16 protein-coding genes and 1 tRNA gene are annotated in these 14,895 nt (G+C 62.4%); 15 read left to right on the top strand and 2 right to left on the bottom strand.

Annotated elements, in window-relative coordinates; all coding sequences use genetic code 11:
• The first annotated feature begins 43 nt into the window (after positions 1–43).
• The 6 genes from V7714_RS15970 (at position 44) to V7714_RS15945 (ending at position 7,984) form a co-directional block, all read left to right on the top strand.
• Positions 44–1,492 carry an FAD-linked oxidase C-terminal domain-containing protein gene (locus V7714_RS15970; protein ID WP_335710605.1) on the top strand — a complete coding sequence of 483 codons (1,449 nt, stop codon included), beginning with the start codon at positions 44–46 and terminating at the stop codon, positions 1,490–1,492.
• A complete protein-coding gene (glcE, locus tag V7714_RS15965) occupies positions 1,492–2,535 on the top strand; it encodes a glycolate oxidase subunit GlcE (RefSeq protein WP_335710604.1) in 1,044 nt (347 codons plus the stop codon). The genes V7714_RS15970 and glcE overlap by 1 nt, the downstream gene beginning before the upstream one ends.
• Positions 2,535–3,749, top strand: coding sequence for a glycolate oxidase subunit GlcF (glcF, locus tag V7714_RS15960; protein ID WP_335710603.1), 1,215 nt, complete (start codon positions 2,535–2,537; stop codon positions 3,747–3,749). Before glcE ends, glcF begins: the two co-directional genes overlap by 1 nt.
• Positions 3,750–3,857: 108 nt before the next feature.
• Positions 3,858–4,631, top strand: a complete 774-nt coding sequence (locus V7714_RS15955) for a heme ABC transporter ATP-binding protein (RefSeq protein WP_335710602.1) — start codon at positions 3,858–3,860, stop codon at positions 4,629–4,631.
• Positions 4,632–4,940: 309 nt separating this feature from the next.
• Positions 4,941–5,549, top strand: a complete 609-nt coding sequence (locus tag V7714_RS15950; RefSeq protein WP_335710601.1) for a glutathione S-transferase — start codon at positions 4,941–4,943, stop codon at positions 5,547–5,549.
• A gap of 173 nt (positions 5,550–5,722) precedes the next feature.
• Positions 5,723–7,984 (top strand): arginine/lysine/ornithine decarboxylase, encoded by a 2,262-nt coding sequence (locus V7714_RS15945; RefSeq protein WP_335710600.1) that lies wholly within the window; start codon positions 5,723–5,725, stop codon positions 7,982–7,984.
• Between the two features lie 96 nt (positions 7,985–8,080).
• Here V7714_RS15945 and lptM read toward each other — a convergent pair whose 3' ends face one another.
• Positions 8,081–8,197 carry an LPS translocon maturation chaperone LptM gene (gene lptM, locus V7714_RS20635; RefSeq protein WP_442891342.1) on the bottom strand — a complete coding sequence of 39 codons (117 nt, stop codon included), beginning with the start codon at positions 8,195–8,197 and terminating at the stop codon, positions 8,081–8,083.
• 56 nt (positions 8,198–8,253) lie between these two features.
• Between lptM and cyaY the strand changes: the two genes are divergently transcribed.
• The 5 genes from cyaY (at position 8,254) to V7714_RS15920 (ending at position 11,648) form a co-directional block, all read left to right on the top strand.
• Complete coding sequence (gene cyaY / locus V7714_RS15940) at positions 8,254–8,565, top strand: iron donor protein CyaY (protein WP_335710599.1); 312 nt, start codon at positions 8,254–8,256, stop codon at positions 8,563–8,565.
• Entirely contained in the window at positions 8,566–9,006 is a 441-nt protein-coding gene (locus V7714_RS15935) for a YqaA family protein (protein ID WP_335710598.1), read from the top strand.
• A gap of 422 nt (positions 9,007–9,428) precedes the next feature.
• Entirely contained in the window at positions 9,429–10,346 is a 918-nt protein-coding gene (locus V7714_RS15930) for a porin (protein ID WP_335710597.1), read from the top strand.
• A gap of 132 nt (positions 10,347–10,478) precedes the next feature.
• Positions 10,479–10,931, top strand: coding sequence for a large conductance mechanosensitive channel protein MscL (gene mscL, locus V7714_RS15925; RefSeq protein WP_335710596.1), 453 nt, complete (start codon positions 10,479–10,481; stop codon positions 10,929–10,931).
• 6 nt (positions 10,932–10,937) lie between these two features.
• Positions 10,938–11,648 carry a peptidase E gene (locus V7714_RS15920; protein ID WP_335710595.1) on the top strand — a complete coding sequence of 237 codons (711 nt, stop codon included), beginning with the start codon at positions 10,938–10,940 and terminating at the stop codon, positions 11,646–11,648.
• Positions 11,649–11,705: 57 nt separating this feature from the next.
• Here V7714_RS15920 and V7714_RS15915 read toward each other — a convergent pair.
• Positions 11,706–11,782, bottom strand: a tRNA-Arg gene (locus V7714_RS15915).
• Positions 11,783–12,006: 224 nt separating this feature from the next.
• Between V7714_RS15915 and V7714_RS15910 the strand changes: the two genes are divergently transcribed.
• The 4 genes from V7714_RS15910 to V7714_RS15895 all read left to right on the top strand — a co-directional run bounded on the left by V7714_RS15910 (position 12,007) and on the right by V7714_RS15895 (position 14,851).
• Complete coding sequence (locus tag V7714_RS15910; RefSeq protein ID WP_335710594.1) at positions 12,007–12,774, top strand: c-type cytochrome; 768 nt, start codon at positions 12,007–12,009, stop codon at positions 12,772–12,774.
• Between the two features lie 171 nt (positions 12,775–12,945).
• Positions 12,946–13,194 carry a YfhL family 4Fe-4S dicluster ferredoxin gene (locus V7714_RS15905; protein ID WP_284194489.1) on the top strand — a complete coding sequence of 83 codons (249 nt, stop codon included), beginning with the start codon at positions 12,946–12,948 and terminating at the stop codon, positions 13,192–13,194.
• A gap of 123 nt (positions 13,195–13,317) precedes the next feature.
• A complete protein-coding gene (locus V7714_RS15900; protein WP_335710593.1) occupies positions 13,318–14,058 on the top strand; it encodes a hypothetical protein in 741 nt (246 codons plus the stop codon).
• Positions 14,059–14,086: 28 nt separating this feature from the next.
• Complete coding sequence (locus V7714_RS15895) at positions 14,087–14,851, top strand: hypothetical protein (protein WP_335710592.1); 765 nt, start codon at positions 14,087–14,089, stop codon at positions 14,849–14,851.
• Positions 14,852–14,895: the final 44 nt, after the last annotated feature.

Below are 14,895 nucleotides of genomic sequence, written 5' to 3'. Positions count from 1 at the left end.
CGTAGCGCTCTTAAATGAGAGCACTACGACAGTCAGGCTCCCCATGTCCGAGGCATTCCTCAGCGCATTGCGTCATACCCTCCCCGCCGAAGCGCTGGTTCTGGATGTTGAACGCCTGCGCGCATTCGAATGTGATGCCCTGTCGGCCTACCGCGCCTTGCCGCTGGCTGTCGCCCTGCCTGGCAGCGAAGAAGATGTCATTGCCGTACTGCAACTGGCCCACGCCCACCACATACCGGTAGTCGCCCGCGGTGCTGGCACCGGCCTGTCAGGCGGTGCCACGCCGACAGCTGGCTGCCTGCTGCTGGGCATGTCGCGCATGCGCCGTCTGCTCTACCTGGACCCCCTCGCCCGTTATGCCCGGGTACAGCCCGGCGTACGCAACCAGGCCATCTCCGAAGCTGCCGGTCCCTATGGCCTGTATTACGCACCCGACCCCTCCAGCCAGATTGCCTGCACTATCGGTGGCAATGTAGCGGAGAACGCTGGCGGCATTCATTGCCTCAAGTACGGCCTGACCGTACACAACCTGCTGGGGCTGCGTGCCGTCACCATGGAAGGCGAGTTGCTGGAGCTGGGTGGCACCCTGGATTGCAACGGCTACGACCTGCTCGCCTTGCTGACCGGCAGCGAAGGACTGTTGGCGGTGGTGACCGAGGTGACGGTCCGCCTGCTGCCGCGGCCGCAACTGGCCCGCGTCATTCTGGCCAGCTTTGCCGAGGTGAGCCAGGCCGCCGATGCCGTGGCCCAGCTGGTTGGCAGCGGCGCCACCCCCGCCGCGCTGGAAATGATGGACGGCGCCACAGTAAGGGCGGTGGAAGACTTTCTCCATGCCGGCTACCCCACCGATGCTGCCGCCCTCCTGCTGTGCGAGGCCGATGGCACGCCAGAAGAGGTAGAAGCAGATATCGTCCAGATGAGTCGCGTCCTACGCGCAGCAGGTGCCTGCGAGCTGCGGGTCTCGGGCTCAGAAGCCGAGCGGCAACAGCTCTGGGCTGGCCGCAAGGCCGCCTTCCCGGCAGCCGCCAAACTGGCGCCCGATTATTACTGCATGGATGGCAGCATTCCCCGCGCCGCAGTCGGGCGGGTACTGGCCGGCATCGCGAGCTTGAGCACGCGATATGGGCTGGCCTGCATCAATGTTTTCCATGCCGGCGATGGCAATCTCCACCCCTTGATCCTGTTCGATGCCAATCGAGCCGGCGAATTGGCCAAGGCCGAACAGTTCGGCACCGATATTGCCGCCCTGTGTGTGGGCGAAGGCGGGACCATCACGGGCGAGCACGGTGTCGGCATCGAGAAGCTGGACGGCATGTGCGCCCAGTTCAACGCCGCCGAACTAGGTCAATTCAGCGCCATCAAGGCGGCCTTCGATCCCCAGGGCTTGCTCAACCCCGGCAAGCTGATCCCCACGCTGCATCGCTGTGCCGAGTATGGCCGCATGCATGTGCACAAGGGCCAGCTCCCCCACCCCGAACTCCCTCGCTTCTGATGCTGACCGATCTGCAGGCGCAACTGCGCCAAGCCCACGCCATGTCCTTACCCGTGCGCATAGTCGGTGCCGGTAGCAAACAGGGCTGGCATGCCCCCCAGCAAGGTGAGGCTCTCCATGTGGGCAGCCATGTCGGCATTATCGACTACGCGCCGGCAGAGCGGGTCATCAGCGCCCGCGCTGGCACACGGCTGGCCGAGATACAGGCCGTACTGGCAAGCCAGGGACAGATGCTGGCCGCCGAGCCGCCGGACTTCGGTGGCCATGCCACCTTGGGCGGTGCACTGGCCACCGGCTGGAGCGGCCCACGCCGGCCCTGGGCCGGTGCCATGCGCGACCAGTTGCTGGGGGTGGAGATACTCAATGGTCAGGGTGAGTTGCTGCGCTTTGGCGGGCGGGTCATGAAAAACGTCGCCGGCTTTGACCTGAGCCGCTTGATGGTAGGCGCCAACGGTACGCTAGGTCTCATCACCGAGGCCCATCTCAAGGTACTCCCCCTGCCCGAGGTGGAAACCGTGCGGGTGTTCGAGCTGCCGCAAGCCGACGCCATCGCCTTGGCCAATCGCCTCTGTGCTGCGCCCTGGCCGCTGTCCGGGGCAGCCTGGCAAGGCGGCCTGCTGCGGATACGGCTATCCGGCAATGCCGCCGCCGTGGCGACGGCACAGCAGCAACTGGGTGGCGAGCCGGACGTCGAACGCAATTGGTTTACCCGACTACAGGCCATGCAGCTGGATAGCTTTGCACCGCCCGGCGCCGAGCAAGGTCTTTGGCGCCTGTCATTACCGCAGACCTGCCCGCCACTGCTGGCGGACTACCCCCAGCTGATCGACTGGGCTGGCGGCCGCCGCTGGCTCAGCGCCCCCTTGGCAGCCGCCCAGACCATCAGCACCAGTGCCCGCAGTGCCGGGGGGCACGCGCTGCTGCAACGCAGCCAGGCTGGCTGGCCCGCAGCGCCACGCAATCCCTCCCTGCTGGCGCTGGAGGCGCGCATACGCCGCGCGCTCGACCCCCGCCAGATACTGAATCGCAGGCAGGGGGATTGATGCAGACCCAGCTCACCGCGCACTACGTCAGCACCGCAGAGGGGCAGGAAGCCGATGCCATCCTGCGGCGCTGCGTGCATTGCGGCTTTTGCCTGGCCACCTGCCCGACCTACCAACTGAGCGGCAACGAGCTGGACAGCCCACGCGGCCGCATCTACCTGATCAAGCAGTTGCTGGAAGGTCAGCCTGCCAGCCGCAGCACCCAGCAACATCTGGATCGCTGCCTGAGCTGTCGCGCCTGCGAAACCACCTGCCCATCGGGGGTGGCCTACCACCGGTTGGCCGACATAGGCCGGCATGCCCTGGAGGCACAGCTGGGGCGCCCCCTGCTGGAGGGCTTCAAGCGCAGCCTGCTCAAGCGGGTGTTGCGCAACCGCACCTTATTTGGCGGTCTGGTCATGCTGGGGCGCCTGAGTCGACCACTGCTGCCCAAGCGCTTGGCCAGCATTCCCCGGCTGGGCGACACCCGCCGTCCCCGCCCCCAGGCCGGCAGCCCCCGCTGGCTCATGCTGGAAGGGTGCGTACAGCCCGCGCTGGCACCCGCCATCAATGCCGCAGCGGCGCGGGTACTGGCAGCTTGCGGTATTGACCTGCAAGCACTATCAGGCTGCTGTGGGGCGCTGGCCTGGCATCTGAATGATGCCGCCGACGGCCTGGCCGACATGCGGCGTATGGTGGCCCAGGCAGACCATGCCCTGAGCCAGGGCGCAGCGGGCATCGTCTATACCGCCAGCGGCTGTGGCGCCAGTGTCGTGGAATATGGCCAGCTGTTGGCGGGCGATATGGCGCACGCCAAGGCCGCCGCACGGGTATCTGCCAACGCGCTGGATATCTCCGACCTGGTGTTACAGCATCTGGACCAGCTGCTACCGCAACTCCAGCCCCCCAGCGACCCCAGGTTGGTGTTCCACGCCCCTTGCAGCCTGCAGCATGGCCTGCGCAAGAAAACATCGCTGGAGGCCATGCTGGTGCGGCTGGGCTATGTCCTGCTGCCGATCGCCGATGCCCACCTGTGCTGCGGCTCTGCCGGCAGCTATTCAATATTGCAGGCAGATATCGCCAGCCAATTGCGCAGCGACAAGCTGGCCAAACTGCAAGCCGGCCAGCCCAGCCAGATAGCCACGGCCAATATCGGCTGCCAGACGCACCTGCAAGCCGCTACCCGCACACCCATACGGCACTGGATAGAGCTGATCGCCGAGCGACTGGCCTGATACGCCGTAGCTGACCGTCTGGAGGCCGCGGCTTGCCGCGCCCCCACCCCACCTATACAGTAAAAGCAACCTGATTCGACTTGCTGGCAAGGGCGCCAGCCGCCCGCCATGCTCATCCTCTCTCAACTCAGCCTCGAACGCGATGGCCGCCAAGTGCTGGAAAAAGTCAGTGCCACGGCCCCACTTGGCCAGCTGACTGCGCTGCTAGGCCCCAATGGCGCCGGCAAATCCAGCCTGCTGGCGGTAGCGGCTGGCGAACTGACCCCGACAGCCGGGAGCTGCGAGTTCGATGGACTACCGCTGTTCCGCACCCACGCCAGCACCCTGTCACGCCGTCGCGCCCTGCTGCCCCAGTCAAGTACGCTGGAGTTCGATTTCAGTGTCCGCGAAGTGGCAAGGCTGGGCAGTACGCCCTTCCCCGACATTCCCGTTGCCGAACTGGAAGGACTAATAGACAGCGTGCTGCGGCTTACCGATGCAGATGCCTTGGCAGAACGCCGCTATGTGCATCTGTCGGGCGGAGAGCGGCAACGGGTACAGCTTGCACGCGTCCTGGTGCAAGCCTGTGCCGCCGCCGCCCAAGGCCCTGCCTTGCTGTTGCTGGACGAGCCGACCGCCAGCCTGGATCCTCGCCACCAGCACATGCTGCTGGCCGGCCTGCATGAACTGGCACGCAAGCTGCCCCTGGCCGTGGTCGCCAGCCTGCATGATGTCAATCTGGCCCTGCATTACGCCGACCAGGCCTGGCTGCTGCAGGAAGGCCGCCTGATCACCGCCGGGCCGCCAGCACAAGCGCTGACTCCAGAGCGCCTCACCCAGGTCTTCCAGCTACCTGCCCAAGCCATGGCGGGGCACATCTGGTTCGGCCTGCCACCGGGGTAATCGGCCATGCCAAGGCATATCATCCCGCAGCTGGCTTCGTCGCGTTTTCGCGACGTAGCTGCGCATAGTCATGGGTGGAAAACCACAAATACGGCAGAAATTCGAAACAGGATTGCGCAGCGCAGCATAAGCAGTAAAAATCGTCTCGACCTCATCGGCCCCGATCATCTCGTCACGGCCGCCATCATGGTCCACGCCTGCGGCGCGGTGCGATCCACCAACACCGCCGGCGTTACGACTCCACGGCGTTGCAATGAAGCATGACCCGGCCGCCTACAGGCCTACAACCCATTCGACTGGTTTCAAACCATGAAGCTGATTGCCTCGCTCACCAGCCCTTTTGCTCGCAAGGTACGCATCGTCCTGCAGGAGAAACGCATCGAGTGCCCGCTGACGGTGGATATCCCCTGGGAAGCCAACACCCAGGTGCCCAACGTCAACCCGCTGGGCAAGGTGCCTGTGCTGGTGCTGGATGATGGCTCCAGCCTGTACGACTCACGGGTCATCGTGGACTACCTGGACCATGTATCGCCGGTGTCGCGGCTGATACCCAGCGATTACCGCCAGGCCATCCAGGTCAAGCGCTGGGAGGCGCTGGCAGATGGCATCTGCGATGCCGCCGCTGCCATCTTCCTGGAACGCAAGCGGCCTGCCCGGCAGCAGAGCGAAGACTGGATCAATCGCCAGCAGCTCAAGATGGAGCGAGGCCTGGCCGCCCTGTCGGAAGACCTGGGGGAGAGACCCTGGTGCAACGGCGAGAGCTACACGCTGGCGGATATTGCCGTAGGTGTCTGCCTGGGCTACCTGGACTTACGCTTTGCCGACATCACCTGGCGCGAGTCCTATGCCAACCTGGCCAGGCTGGCCGACAAGCTGGCCCAGCGGCCGGCTTTTGCCGACACGGTGCCGCCAGCCTGATGGAGGCTTGAAACTGCCATACCCATGACGGGCGTCAAGGCTTAGAATCCGCCTTGCACCCAACAGGGCCGTATCCAGCCGGATACGGCCTTGCGCTTTTCCTGGCGATGCGTCACAAGCGCGTCGTGATTGAATGACAAGCTGCGGCCATGGCCGCACCGGAGTACTCCCCGATGAAATTCCGCTTTCCCGTCGTCATCATCGACGAAGACTTCCGCGCCGAGAACTCCAGCGGCTTCGGCATCCGTGCATTGGCCAGCGCCATCGAAGCCGAGGGTTTCGAGGTCATGGGCGCCACCAGCTATGGCGACCTGACCGGCTTTGCCCAGCAGCAAAGCCGCGCCTCCTGCTTCATCCTGTCCATAGACGATGAGGAATTCATCGGCGGCGAAGGCGATGAGGAAACCGCCGCCATCAAGAACCTGCGTGCCTTCGTGGAAGAGATACGCTTCAAGAATGCCGACATCCCCATCTTCCTGTATGGCGAAACCCGCACCAGCCGGCACATCCCCAACGATGTCCTGCGGGAACTGCACGGTTTCATCCATATGTTCGAGGACACACCGGAGTTCGTGGCACGCAGCATCGTGCGCGAGGCCAAGACCTACCTAGACTCGCTGGCCCCACCATTCTTCCGCGCGCTGCTGCATTACGCCCAGGATGGCTCCTACAGCTGGCATTGTCCCGGTCACTCCGGCGGCGTGGCCTTCCTCAAGAGCCCGGTGGGACAGATGTTCCACCAGTTCTTCGGTGAAAACATGCTGCGCGCCGATGTCTGCAACTCGGTCGATGAGTTGGGCCAGTTGCTCGACCATACCGGCCCAGTCGCCGCCAGTGAGCGCAACGCCGCCCGTATCTTCGGCTCCGATCACCTGTTCTTCGTCACCAACGGCACCTCAACCTCCAACAAAATGGTCTGGCACGCCACAGTGGCACCGGGCGATATCGTGGTCGTGGATCGCAACTGCCACAAATCCATCCTCCACTCCATCATGATGTGCGGCGCCATCCCGGTATTCCTGATGCCGACCCGCAATCACTTCGGCATCATCGGCCCCATCCCGCTGTCCGAATTCCAGCCCGAGACCATACAGAAGAAGATCGAGGCCAACCCGTTTGCCCGCGAGGCGCTGGCCAAGCGCCCGGACAACAAGCCGCGCATCCTGACCATTACCCAATCCACCTACGATGGCGTGCTCTACAACGTCGAAATGATCAAGGATGTACTGGGCGAAACCATAGACACCCTGCACTTTGACGAGGCCTGGCTGCCCCACGCCGCCTTCCACGAGTTCTACCGCAATATGCACGCCATCGGCCGCGATCGCCCTCGCTCCAAAGACGCCATGGTGTTTGCCACCCAGTCCACCCACAAGCTGCTGGCAGGCCTGAGCCAAGCCTCGCAAATTCTGGTGCAGGAGTCCGAGACCCGCCAACTGGACAGGCATCGCTTCAATGAAGCCTATCTGATGCATACCTCCACCTCGCCGCAGTATTCCATCATCGCCAGCTGTGATGTGGCAGCCGCCATGATGGAAGCACCCGGCGGCACCGCCCTGGTCGAGGAATCCATCGCCGAGGCACTGGATTTCCGCCGCGCCATGCGCAAGGTCGATGCCGAATACGGCGAGAGCTGGTGGTTCAAGGTCTGGGGGCCGGAATACCTGGCAGATGAGGGCGTAGGCACCCGCGAGGACTGGATGCTGAAGGCTGACGAGCGCTGGCACGGCTTTGGCGCCCTGGCTGATGGCTTCAACATGCTCGATCCGATCAAGGCCACCATCATTACCCCCGGCCTGGATGTAGGTGGCGACTTTGCCGATGGCGGCATCCCGGCGGCCATCGTCACCAAGTATCTGTCCGAACACGGCGTGATCGTGGAGAAGACCGGCCTCTACAGCTTCTTCATCATGTTTACCATCGGTATTACCAAGGGCCGCTGGAACACCCTGGTCACCGCACTACAGCAGTTCAAGGACGATTACGACAAAAACCAGCCGCTCTGGCGTGCGCTGCCCGAGTTTGTGGGCAAACACCCCCGCTACGAGCGCGTGGGCCTGCGCGACCTGTGCCAGCAGATCCATGAGGTTTATCGCGATAACGATGTGGCACGCCTCACCACCGAGATGTACCTGAGCGATATGGTGCCAGCGCTCAAGCCTTCCAAGGCCTTCAGCAAGATGGCCCATCGCGAGATCGAGCGTGTATCGCTGGATGCACTGGAAGGCCGTATCACCGCCATCCTGCTGACACCCTACCCACCGGGCATCCCCTTGCTGATCCCCGGCGAACGCTTCAACAAGACCATTGTTGACTACCTACGTTTCGCCCGCGCCTTCAATGAGCGCTTCCCTGGCTTCGAGACCGACATCCATGGTCTGATCAAGGACGAGGCCAGCGGCGAGTACTATGTGGACTGCGTCATCGACGAGTAAGCCCGGAGCCTGGTACGCATAGGCATCAAGCACTGGCCAAAACAAACGCCGCATCCTGGGATGCGGCGTTTTTGCATGCTGCGCCAGGCAGGATAGTCACGGCGCTTTCGGCTGGGTCGCCTGCGACGAATCCGGCAGGAACAGCGGGCCCTTGTAGCCGCAGGCAGTCAACAAACAGGTGGCGGCAATCAGGCAGGACAAGAGGAGGCGCATGGCAGCAAGGGTAGGGGGTAAAATAGCCATACTAACAACGCAAACCGGGCAAGCCAATGAACGAGAGTGAATTTCTCAACGCCAGCGACCAGATATTCGACCGGATAGAAAACGGCCTGGACGACGGCGAGTTCGATGTGGATCTCAACCGCAATGGCAATGTGCTGGAGATCGAATTCGATGATGGCGCCAAGATTGTGGTCAACCGCCACGCAGCCAATCAGGAAATCTGGCTGGCGGCCCGTTCCGGTGGCTTTCATTACCGCTACCAGGATGGCAGTTGGCGCAGCACCCGCGATGAGGGCGAGCTGTTCGCCCAATTGGCCGACATGGTACTGGCCCACGCCGCACGCAGGCCGCAATTCTAGGTGCTGGACTGGTTAAATCCCCTGTCGGACAGCTACGGCCTGGCCGGCATCTTTCTATCAGCCCTGCTGTCGGCCACCTTGCTGCCCGGCAATTCCGAACTGGCGCTGTTGCTCTGGCTGCAAGCCAGGCCCGACACCGCCTGGAGCGCCCTGGCCGTGGCATCGCTGGGCAATACCCTAGGAAGCCTGACCAGCTTCTGGCTGGGCCTGCGGCTGGCCCATAGGGGCAGCGATGCATTGACCGCCAAATTGTCGCCTCGCGCCCTGTGCTGGCTGCAGCGCCATGGCAGCACCACCCTGTTGCTGGCCTGGCTACCCCTGGTAGGCGACGCACTATGCCTGGCCGCAGGCTGGCTACGCCTCCCCCCGCTGCTCAGCGCACTTTACATACTGCTGGGCAAGACACTGCGTTATCTGCTGATTGTTCTGCCCTTCGTATAAAACCCAGCCCAATGGGTTGTTCGCGATACCCGTATTGCTTAATAAATATAAGCCCACGGACTAGCCAAGCAGGCCGATGACAGCGCAAAACTGTTCAATTTTTAGGCAATTTCTTTAACTATGGGTGCCACAGCCTTATGTTGAGCGCAAATCCCGCAGACAGGATTTCCCCAATAGCCAGGTTTTGTGTTGCATTGCCGCAACCTAGGGATAATTCACAACATCGCCAACAAACCCATATAAATCAATACATTAAATGTTGCGCATCATCAAACAGCGATAAACCCATTCTGCCAGCCTTGATAGCACCGCATTGCTTACACAAGTGCGTGCCGCCTATCATTCGCCCGTAATGTATTCGCTTCGCAAGTAGCGAGCATCTTTTGCAACACCGTTTTTCCAACCTTGATAAGGAAGACGCAATGAACAAGAAATTCATCGCTCTGGCCGTTGCCGCTGCTGTGGCCGCCCCTGCAGCCCTGGCTGCCGACAACGAAGTGGTTCTGTATGGTCAAGTCAACCTGGGCCTGAACATCACCACCGCTGGTACCGACCAACTGAAGGTCTCCAACATCTCCTCGCGCATCGGCTTCAAGGGTCAAGAAGACCTGGGCGGCGGCATGAAGGCCTTCTTCAAGGTCGAGACCGGCATCGGCCCGGACAGCGCCCCCGCCAGCAGCTTCGGTTCGCGCGAAGCTTGGGTTGGCCTGAAGGGTGACTTCGGCAGCGTGGGTCTGGGTCGCGGTAAGACCCCTTACACCCTGGCCACCGAAGAACTGGATCCCTTCTACTTCAACGAGTCGCTGGGCCTGACCAACACTTCGATGAGCAACTACCGCGCCAACAACTCGCTCCGTTACGACGGCGAATTTGGCCCGATCAGCGTTGCTGTGAACAACAGCTTCGGTGAAGACAAGACTGCTGGCCAGAATGCCTCGAACGAAGTCAGCGCCTCGCTGAAGTTCTCCGGCGAAGGTTTTGCTGTGTTCGGCGCGCTGAACAACAACAAGCCCAGCGGCGTGAAGGCCAACAAGGCCTACATGATTGGCGCTTCGGCCAACATTGGCGATCTGAACCTGGGTGGTGCGGTGCAACACACCGACGACGCTGCTGGCAAGAATGATGATGTTCTGCTGCTGGTCGGCTACACCATGGGCAATGCTTCGGTCCAACTGGGCGGCATCGTTTATGACGAAGATCGCAACACCAAGGATCAAGTGACCGCTGGCTTCTACTACAGCCTGTCCAAGCGCACCACCATCCTGACCGAGTACACCAACAACTACGTTGGTACCAAGAGCGACAACAGCTTCATCGTTGGCTTGGCTCACTCGTTCTAAGCACTCGCGTGCTGGTATGAGCAAACAGGCAGCCTAGGCTGCCTGTTTTCATTTCTGCCGCCCTCACCCACGTCGCTTGACGCCAGAACACCGCCTGGCCTAGGGTGAACGCTTAACCACCGAGGTAAAACCATGCTCAAGGAATTCAAGGAATTTGCCATGCGTGGCAATGTCGTCGACCTGGCCGTCGGCGTCATTATCGGCGGCGCCTTTGGCAAGATCGTCGATTCGCTGGTCAAAGACGTGATCATGCCCCCTATAGGCTATGTGCTGGGCAATGTCGACTTCTCCAACCTGTTCATCCTGCTGAAAGAGGGCACCAAGGCAGCTGGTCCCTATGAGTCGCTCAAGGCCGCACAGGATGCCGGTGCAGTGACCATCAACCTGGGTGTCTTCTTCAACGCCGTCATCAGCTTCACCATTGTCGCCTTCGCTGTCTTCCTGCTGATACGCACCCTCAACAAGCTCAAGCGCGAAGCGGTACCCGCGCCTGCAGAGGCCAGCAGCAAGGAATGCAGCTACTGCTACAGCGCCATTCCACTCAAGGCCACACGCTGCCCCTGCTGCACCTCGCAACTGGGTTGATGTTGGATGGCAAGACAGTTGATCGTGCTGGGCGGCGGTGGCTTCTCCATGGAGCCATCCCCATTACTGGATCAGTACTTCCTAGCGGCCACCGGCAAGGCAACGCCGCGTATCTGCTTTCTGCCCACGGCCAGTGGCGATGCCGACAGCTACCAGCTGAAGTTCTATCACGCCCATGCTGGCTACCCCTGCGCCGCCAGCCACCTGTCCTTGTTCCAGCCCCATACGGCAGACCTGCAGGGCTTTCTGCTTGCGCAGGACGCCATTTTCGTCGGTGGCGGCAATACACTATCCATGCTGGCCTTATGGCGCACCTGGGGAGTGGATATCCTGCTACGGCGCGCCTATGAGCAAGGCACGGTCATAGGCGGGATCAGTGCCGGCATGATCTGCTGGTTCCAGCAAGGGCTGACAGACTCCATTCCCGGCCCGCTGACTGCGCTGCAAGGCCTGGGCTGGTTACCGGGTGGTGCATGCCCGCATTACGATGGTGAGGCCTTGCGCCGCCCCTCCCTGCAGGACAAGGTGGCCAGCGGCAGCATGCCCGCCAGTTGGGCGGCCGATGACGGCGCCGCGCTGCATTTTATTGACGAGCAATTTCACGCGGCCGTGTCATCACGCCCCTTGGCACGAGCATGGCATCTGGAGCGGGAAGCCGATGGCAGCCTGCAGGAGATCGCCCTGCCAACTCGCTACCTGGGGAGTGTGCAGCCATAGGCTGCGGCGTGCAGAAAACAGAAAAGCCAGCATTGAGCTGGCTTTTGCTGTATCTGTTGGCGCGCCCGCCTGGGATCGAACCAGGGACCTTCAGCTTCGGAAACTGACACTCTATCCAACTGAGCTACGGACGCACGCTGAGAGGCCGGCAAGAATAGCGGTTTTGGCGCCCAGCGTCCAGCCGGCAGCAGTGGGTACAGCGTATTTTTTCCCGCACTGATCTCCACTAGAGCGCAGGGCTCCTGTGGCATGCCGCCGACGATGCAGCGCCAGGATTGGTGAGCGGCCACAATCCCCGCTATAATCGCGGGGTTTTTCCCGTACTGGTTTAATACAGCGCATAAAAAAGGATGGCAGCATGAGCGAAGCGCACGCCGGAGAAAATTTCTCGGCAAAGTCCCTGATCATCATTGTCCTGCTGTCGATTGTCGGCCTGGTCTTGTTCCTGGTCCTGATCGCCAAGCTGGCCAACAGTGGCATGCAGGTTGATGCTGGCGGTCCGACCATGACCAACGAAGCGGTGATCGCACGCATACAGCCTGTCGGCGTCGCCAAACTGGACGAATCCGGCCCACCCGGCAGCCGTAACGGCAAAGCCGTATATGAGAATGTGTGCCTGTCCTGCCACGGTGCAGGTTTGGCTGGTGCCCCCAAGTTTGCCGATACCGCCGCCTGGGCGCCACGTATCGCCCAAGGTTTTGCCAAGCTGGTCGAGCATGCCAACAAGGGCCTGGGCGCCATGCCTGCCAAGGGCGGTGCGGCTGACCTGACCGACGACGAAGTAGCGCGTGCTGTTGCCTATATGGGCAATGCCGTTGGCGGCAAGTTCACTGAGCCTGCGATTGCCGGTGCAGGTGCCGTAGCTGCTGGCGGTAAGGTAGACCCCGCCACCAAGGGCAAGGAAATCTATGCCAGCGTCTGCATGGCTTGCCATGATGCAGGTGTTGCTGGCGCTCCCAAGCTCGGCGACAAGGCCGCCTGGGCGCCACGCTTGAAGGACGGCGTAGAAGCCGCCATCAAGATCGCGACTGCGGGCAAGGGTGCCATGCCCGCCAAGGGTGGCTATAGTGGTTCCGACGAGGAATTCCACGCGGCTGCCGAGTACCTGATCAACGCGTCCAAGTAAGCAAGGACGTTGTGCATAGAGCGGCGCACCTGCGGGTGCGCCGTTTTGCATTTTCCGCCCCGATACCTAACCGACTGTCGGCCAGGAATTTACTTAAAGAGACAGGCTCTAATGCCTGTCATGGGGGCAGTGATACAATCCGCCCCCGACTGCCCTAGCCGAGACCCTACCATGGCGCTGATGATTACCGATGAATGCATCAACTGCGATGTATGCGAGCCGGAATGCCCCAACCATGCCATTTCACAAGGGGCGGAGATCTATGAGATCAACCCTGACCTGTGCACGGAATGCGTAGGACACTTCAACGAGCCGCAGTGCCAGCAAGTCTGCCCGGTAGACTGCATCCCGCTGGACCCAGACCGCAAGGAAAGCCAGGAAGCGCTGCAGCAGAAGTACCTGCTGATCACCCAGGCCTGATGACACCAGGGTAGCGCCAGGGGGCATGCTGCCCCACCGAATGCTTGATACAGCCCCATAGGGGCTGTAATGCATTGATGGCCCAAGGTTTGCTTCCTGTATAGGAAAATACAGGAGGAAATCATGGTCAGTCCTATAGCAGGCCCCTCTGCCAGCCGACCACCTGCCGCTCTACCCGCGCAGCACCATGGCTTTGCCGGCGAGCTGGCTGGTCAACTCGCCACCCAGGCCAGCAGGCTGGGCAGCCTCAACCCGCCCGACCCAGCCCAAGCCGCCGCCGACCTGACGGCCACCCTGCCCGCCAAGCTGCGCCAGTACGGCATACGGGTACCGCCCGACCTACGGATGGAAGCCGGGGCTCAAGGCATATTGCTGCGCGATGACCCTCGTGCCGCGGCCTTCCACGCCATGCTGGCGGCCGAGCCCCAACTGGCCAATCAGATCAGCCAGGTACTGTCGGGTGCGGAAGTCACCCGTGCCGGCGCCTTTGCCGCCGCGGCCCAGCATTTCACGGACAACGCCAAGGATCCACGCCACGCCAAGGCCGTGGTCGAGCGCTACCGCCGCGATCACCCAGCTCCGCCCCTGTCGGTCAGCTACAACGGTTTCAAGGTCGAAACCGCCGAGCGTGGTCCGGAAGGCTGGCGCCCCGTCAAGACCGAAGCCGAGTTTGCCTGGGAACTGGCCGAGGCCGCCCAACGCTATGCCAAGGATGAAGAGACCCTGTTCAATAGCCTGATGGCGGCGGTCTCCAGCAAAGCTAGCACCTCCGCCACCGCCGCCGACCAAGCCAGTGAGGAGACCATGGATCCTGATAGCAGCAATCTGGTGCCCATCGAATCCAGTAGCGCGGCAACGCCATGAGCTTGCGGCAATGGTGTGAGCTGACCTAATGCAGCCACCCTATATCCACCCTGTTGCCAACTCGCCCGGCGCGGACAAGCACCAGCCCTACCCCCTGCTCAGTCGCGAACCCGCACCGGGATTTGAGGCCTGGCTAGGCCAGGCCATGGCCGCCCAGCCAGTTGCACCCGACCCAGACTTGCAGCATGGCCCCGCCGATTATGGGCTATGGGGAGTGTCACCCGATAGTGACGGGCGCCTGGACCTGGACGAGGTCGCTGCCAATCTACGTGCCACCCTGCCTGCACTGGCCGGCAACCTCGGCAAGGTTTGCCGCAATAGCGGCATAGGCCTACCGCCCCCGCTCCGCCTGCTGGCCGGCATTGCCACCCAGCCCAGCCTGCCTTTTGATCGGCGCGAGGCCGCCATACAACAATTGTTCGACGACTGGCCCGCACTGGCGCACCAGTACCGCCGCCTGGCTGCGGGCTTTGGCTTTATCCGCTGCAGCGACGCCCTGCGGGCCTATCAGCGCGTCATCGGGCGGCTGGGACCAGGCCGGCTTGCACATGGCCTGGCACCCCAGGGCGATGCCCATGCTACACCGCAGCTGGCCCTGGTTTTCGATGGCAACCGCATCTGGCCGGAAGAAGCGCTAGGTGAACGCTGGCGCCCCCTGGCCGGGCTGGAGCAACTGACACGTGAACTCCTTGAAGGGGCCAGCCCGGCCACCGTGCGTGAACCCCAGCGCCCGCTACACCAGGTACTGGACCCCGCCGACGCGCTGCTCCGGGCGGCCCGCCAACGCAGCTGACTGTTAGCGCCTGGCACGAACGCCAGTGATAGCCGGATGGCGAC

It is taken from the genome of Chitinimonas sp. JJ19 (genome assembly GCF_036961565.1).
GTDB lineage: Bacteria > Pseudomonadota > Gammaproteobacteria > Burkholderiales > Chitinimonadaceae > Chitinimonas.
Note: the sequence above shows the minus strand (reverse complement) of the source record. Positions and strands in the feature narration are given on the sequence as shown.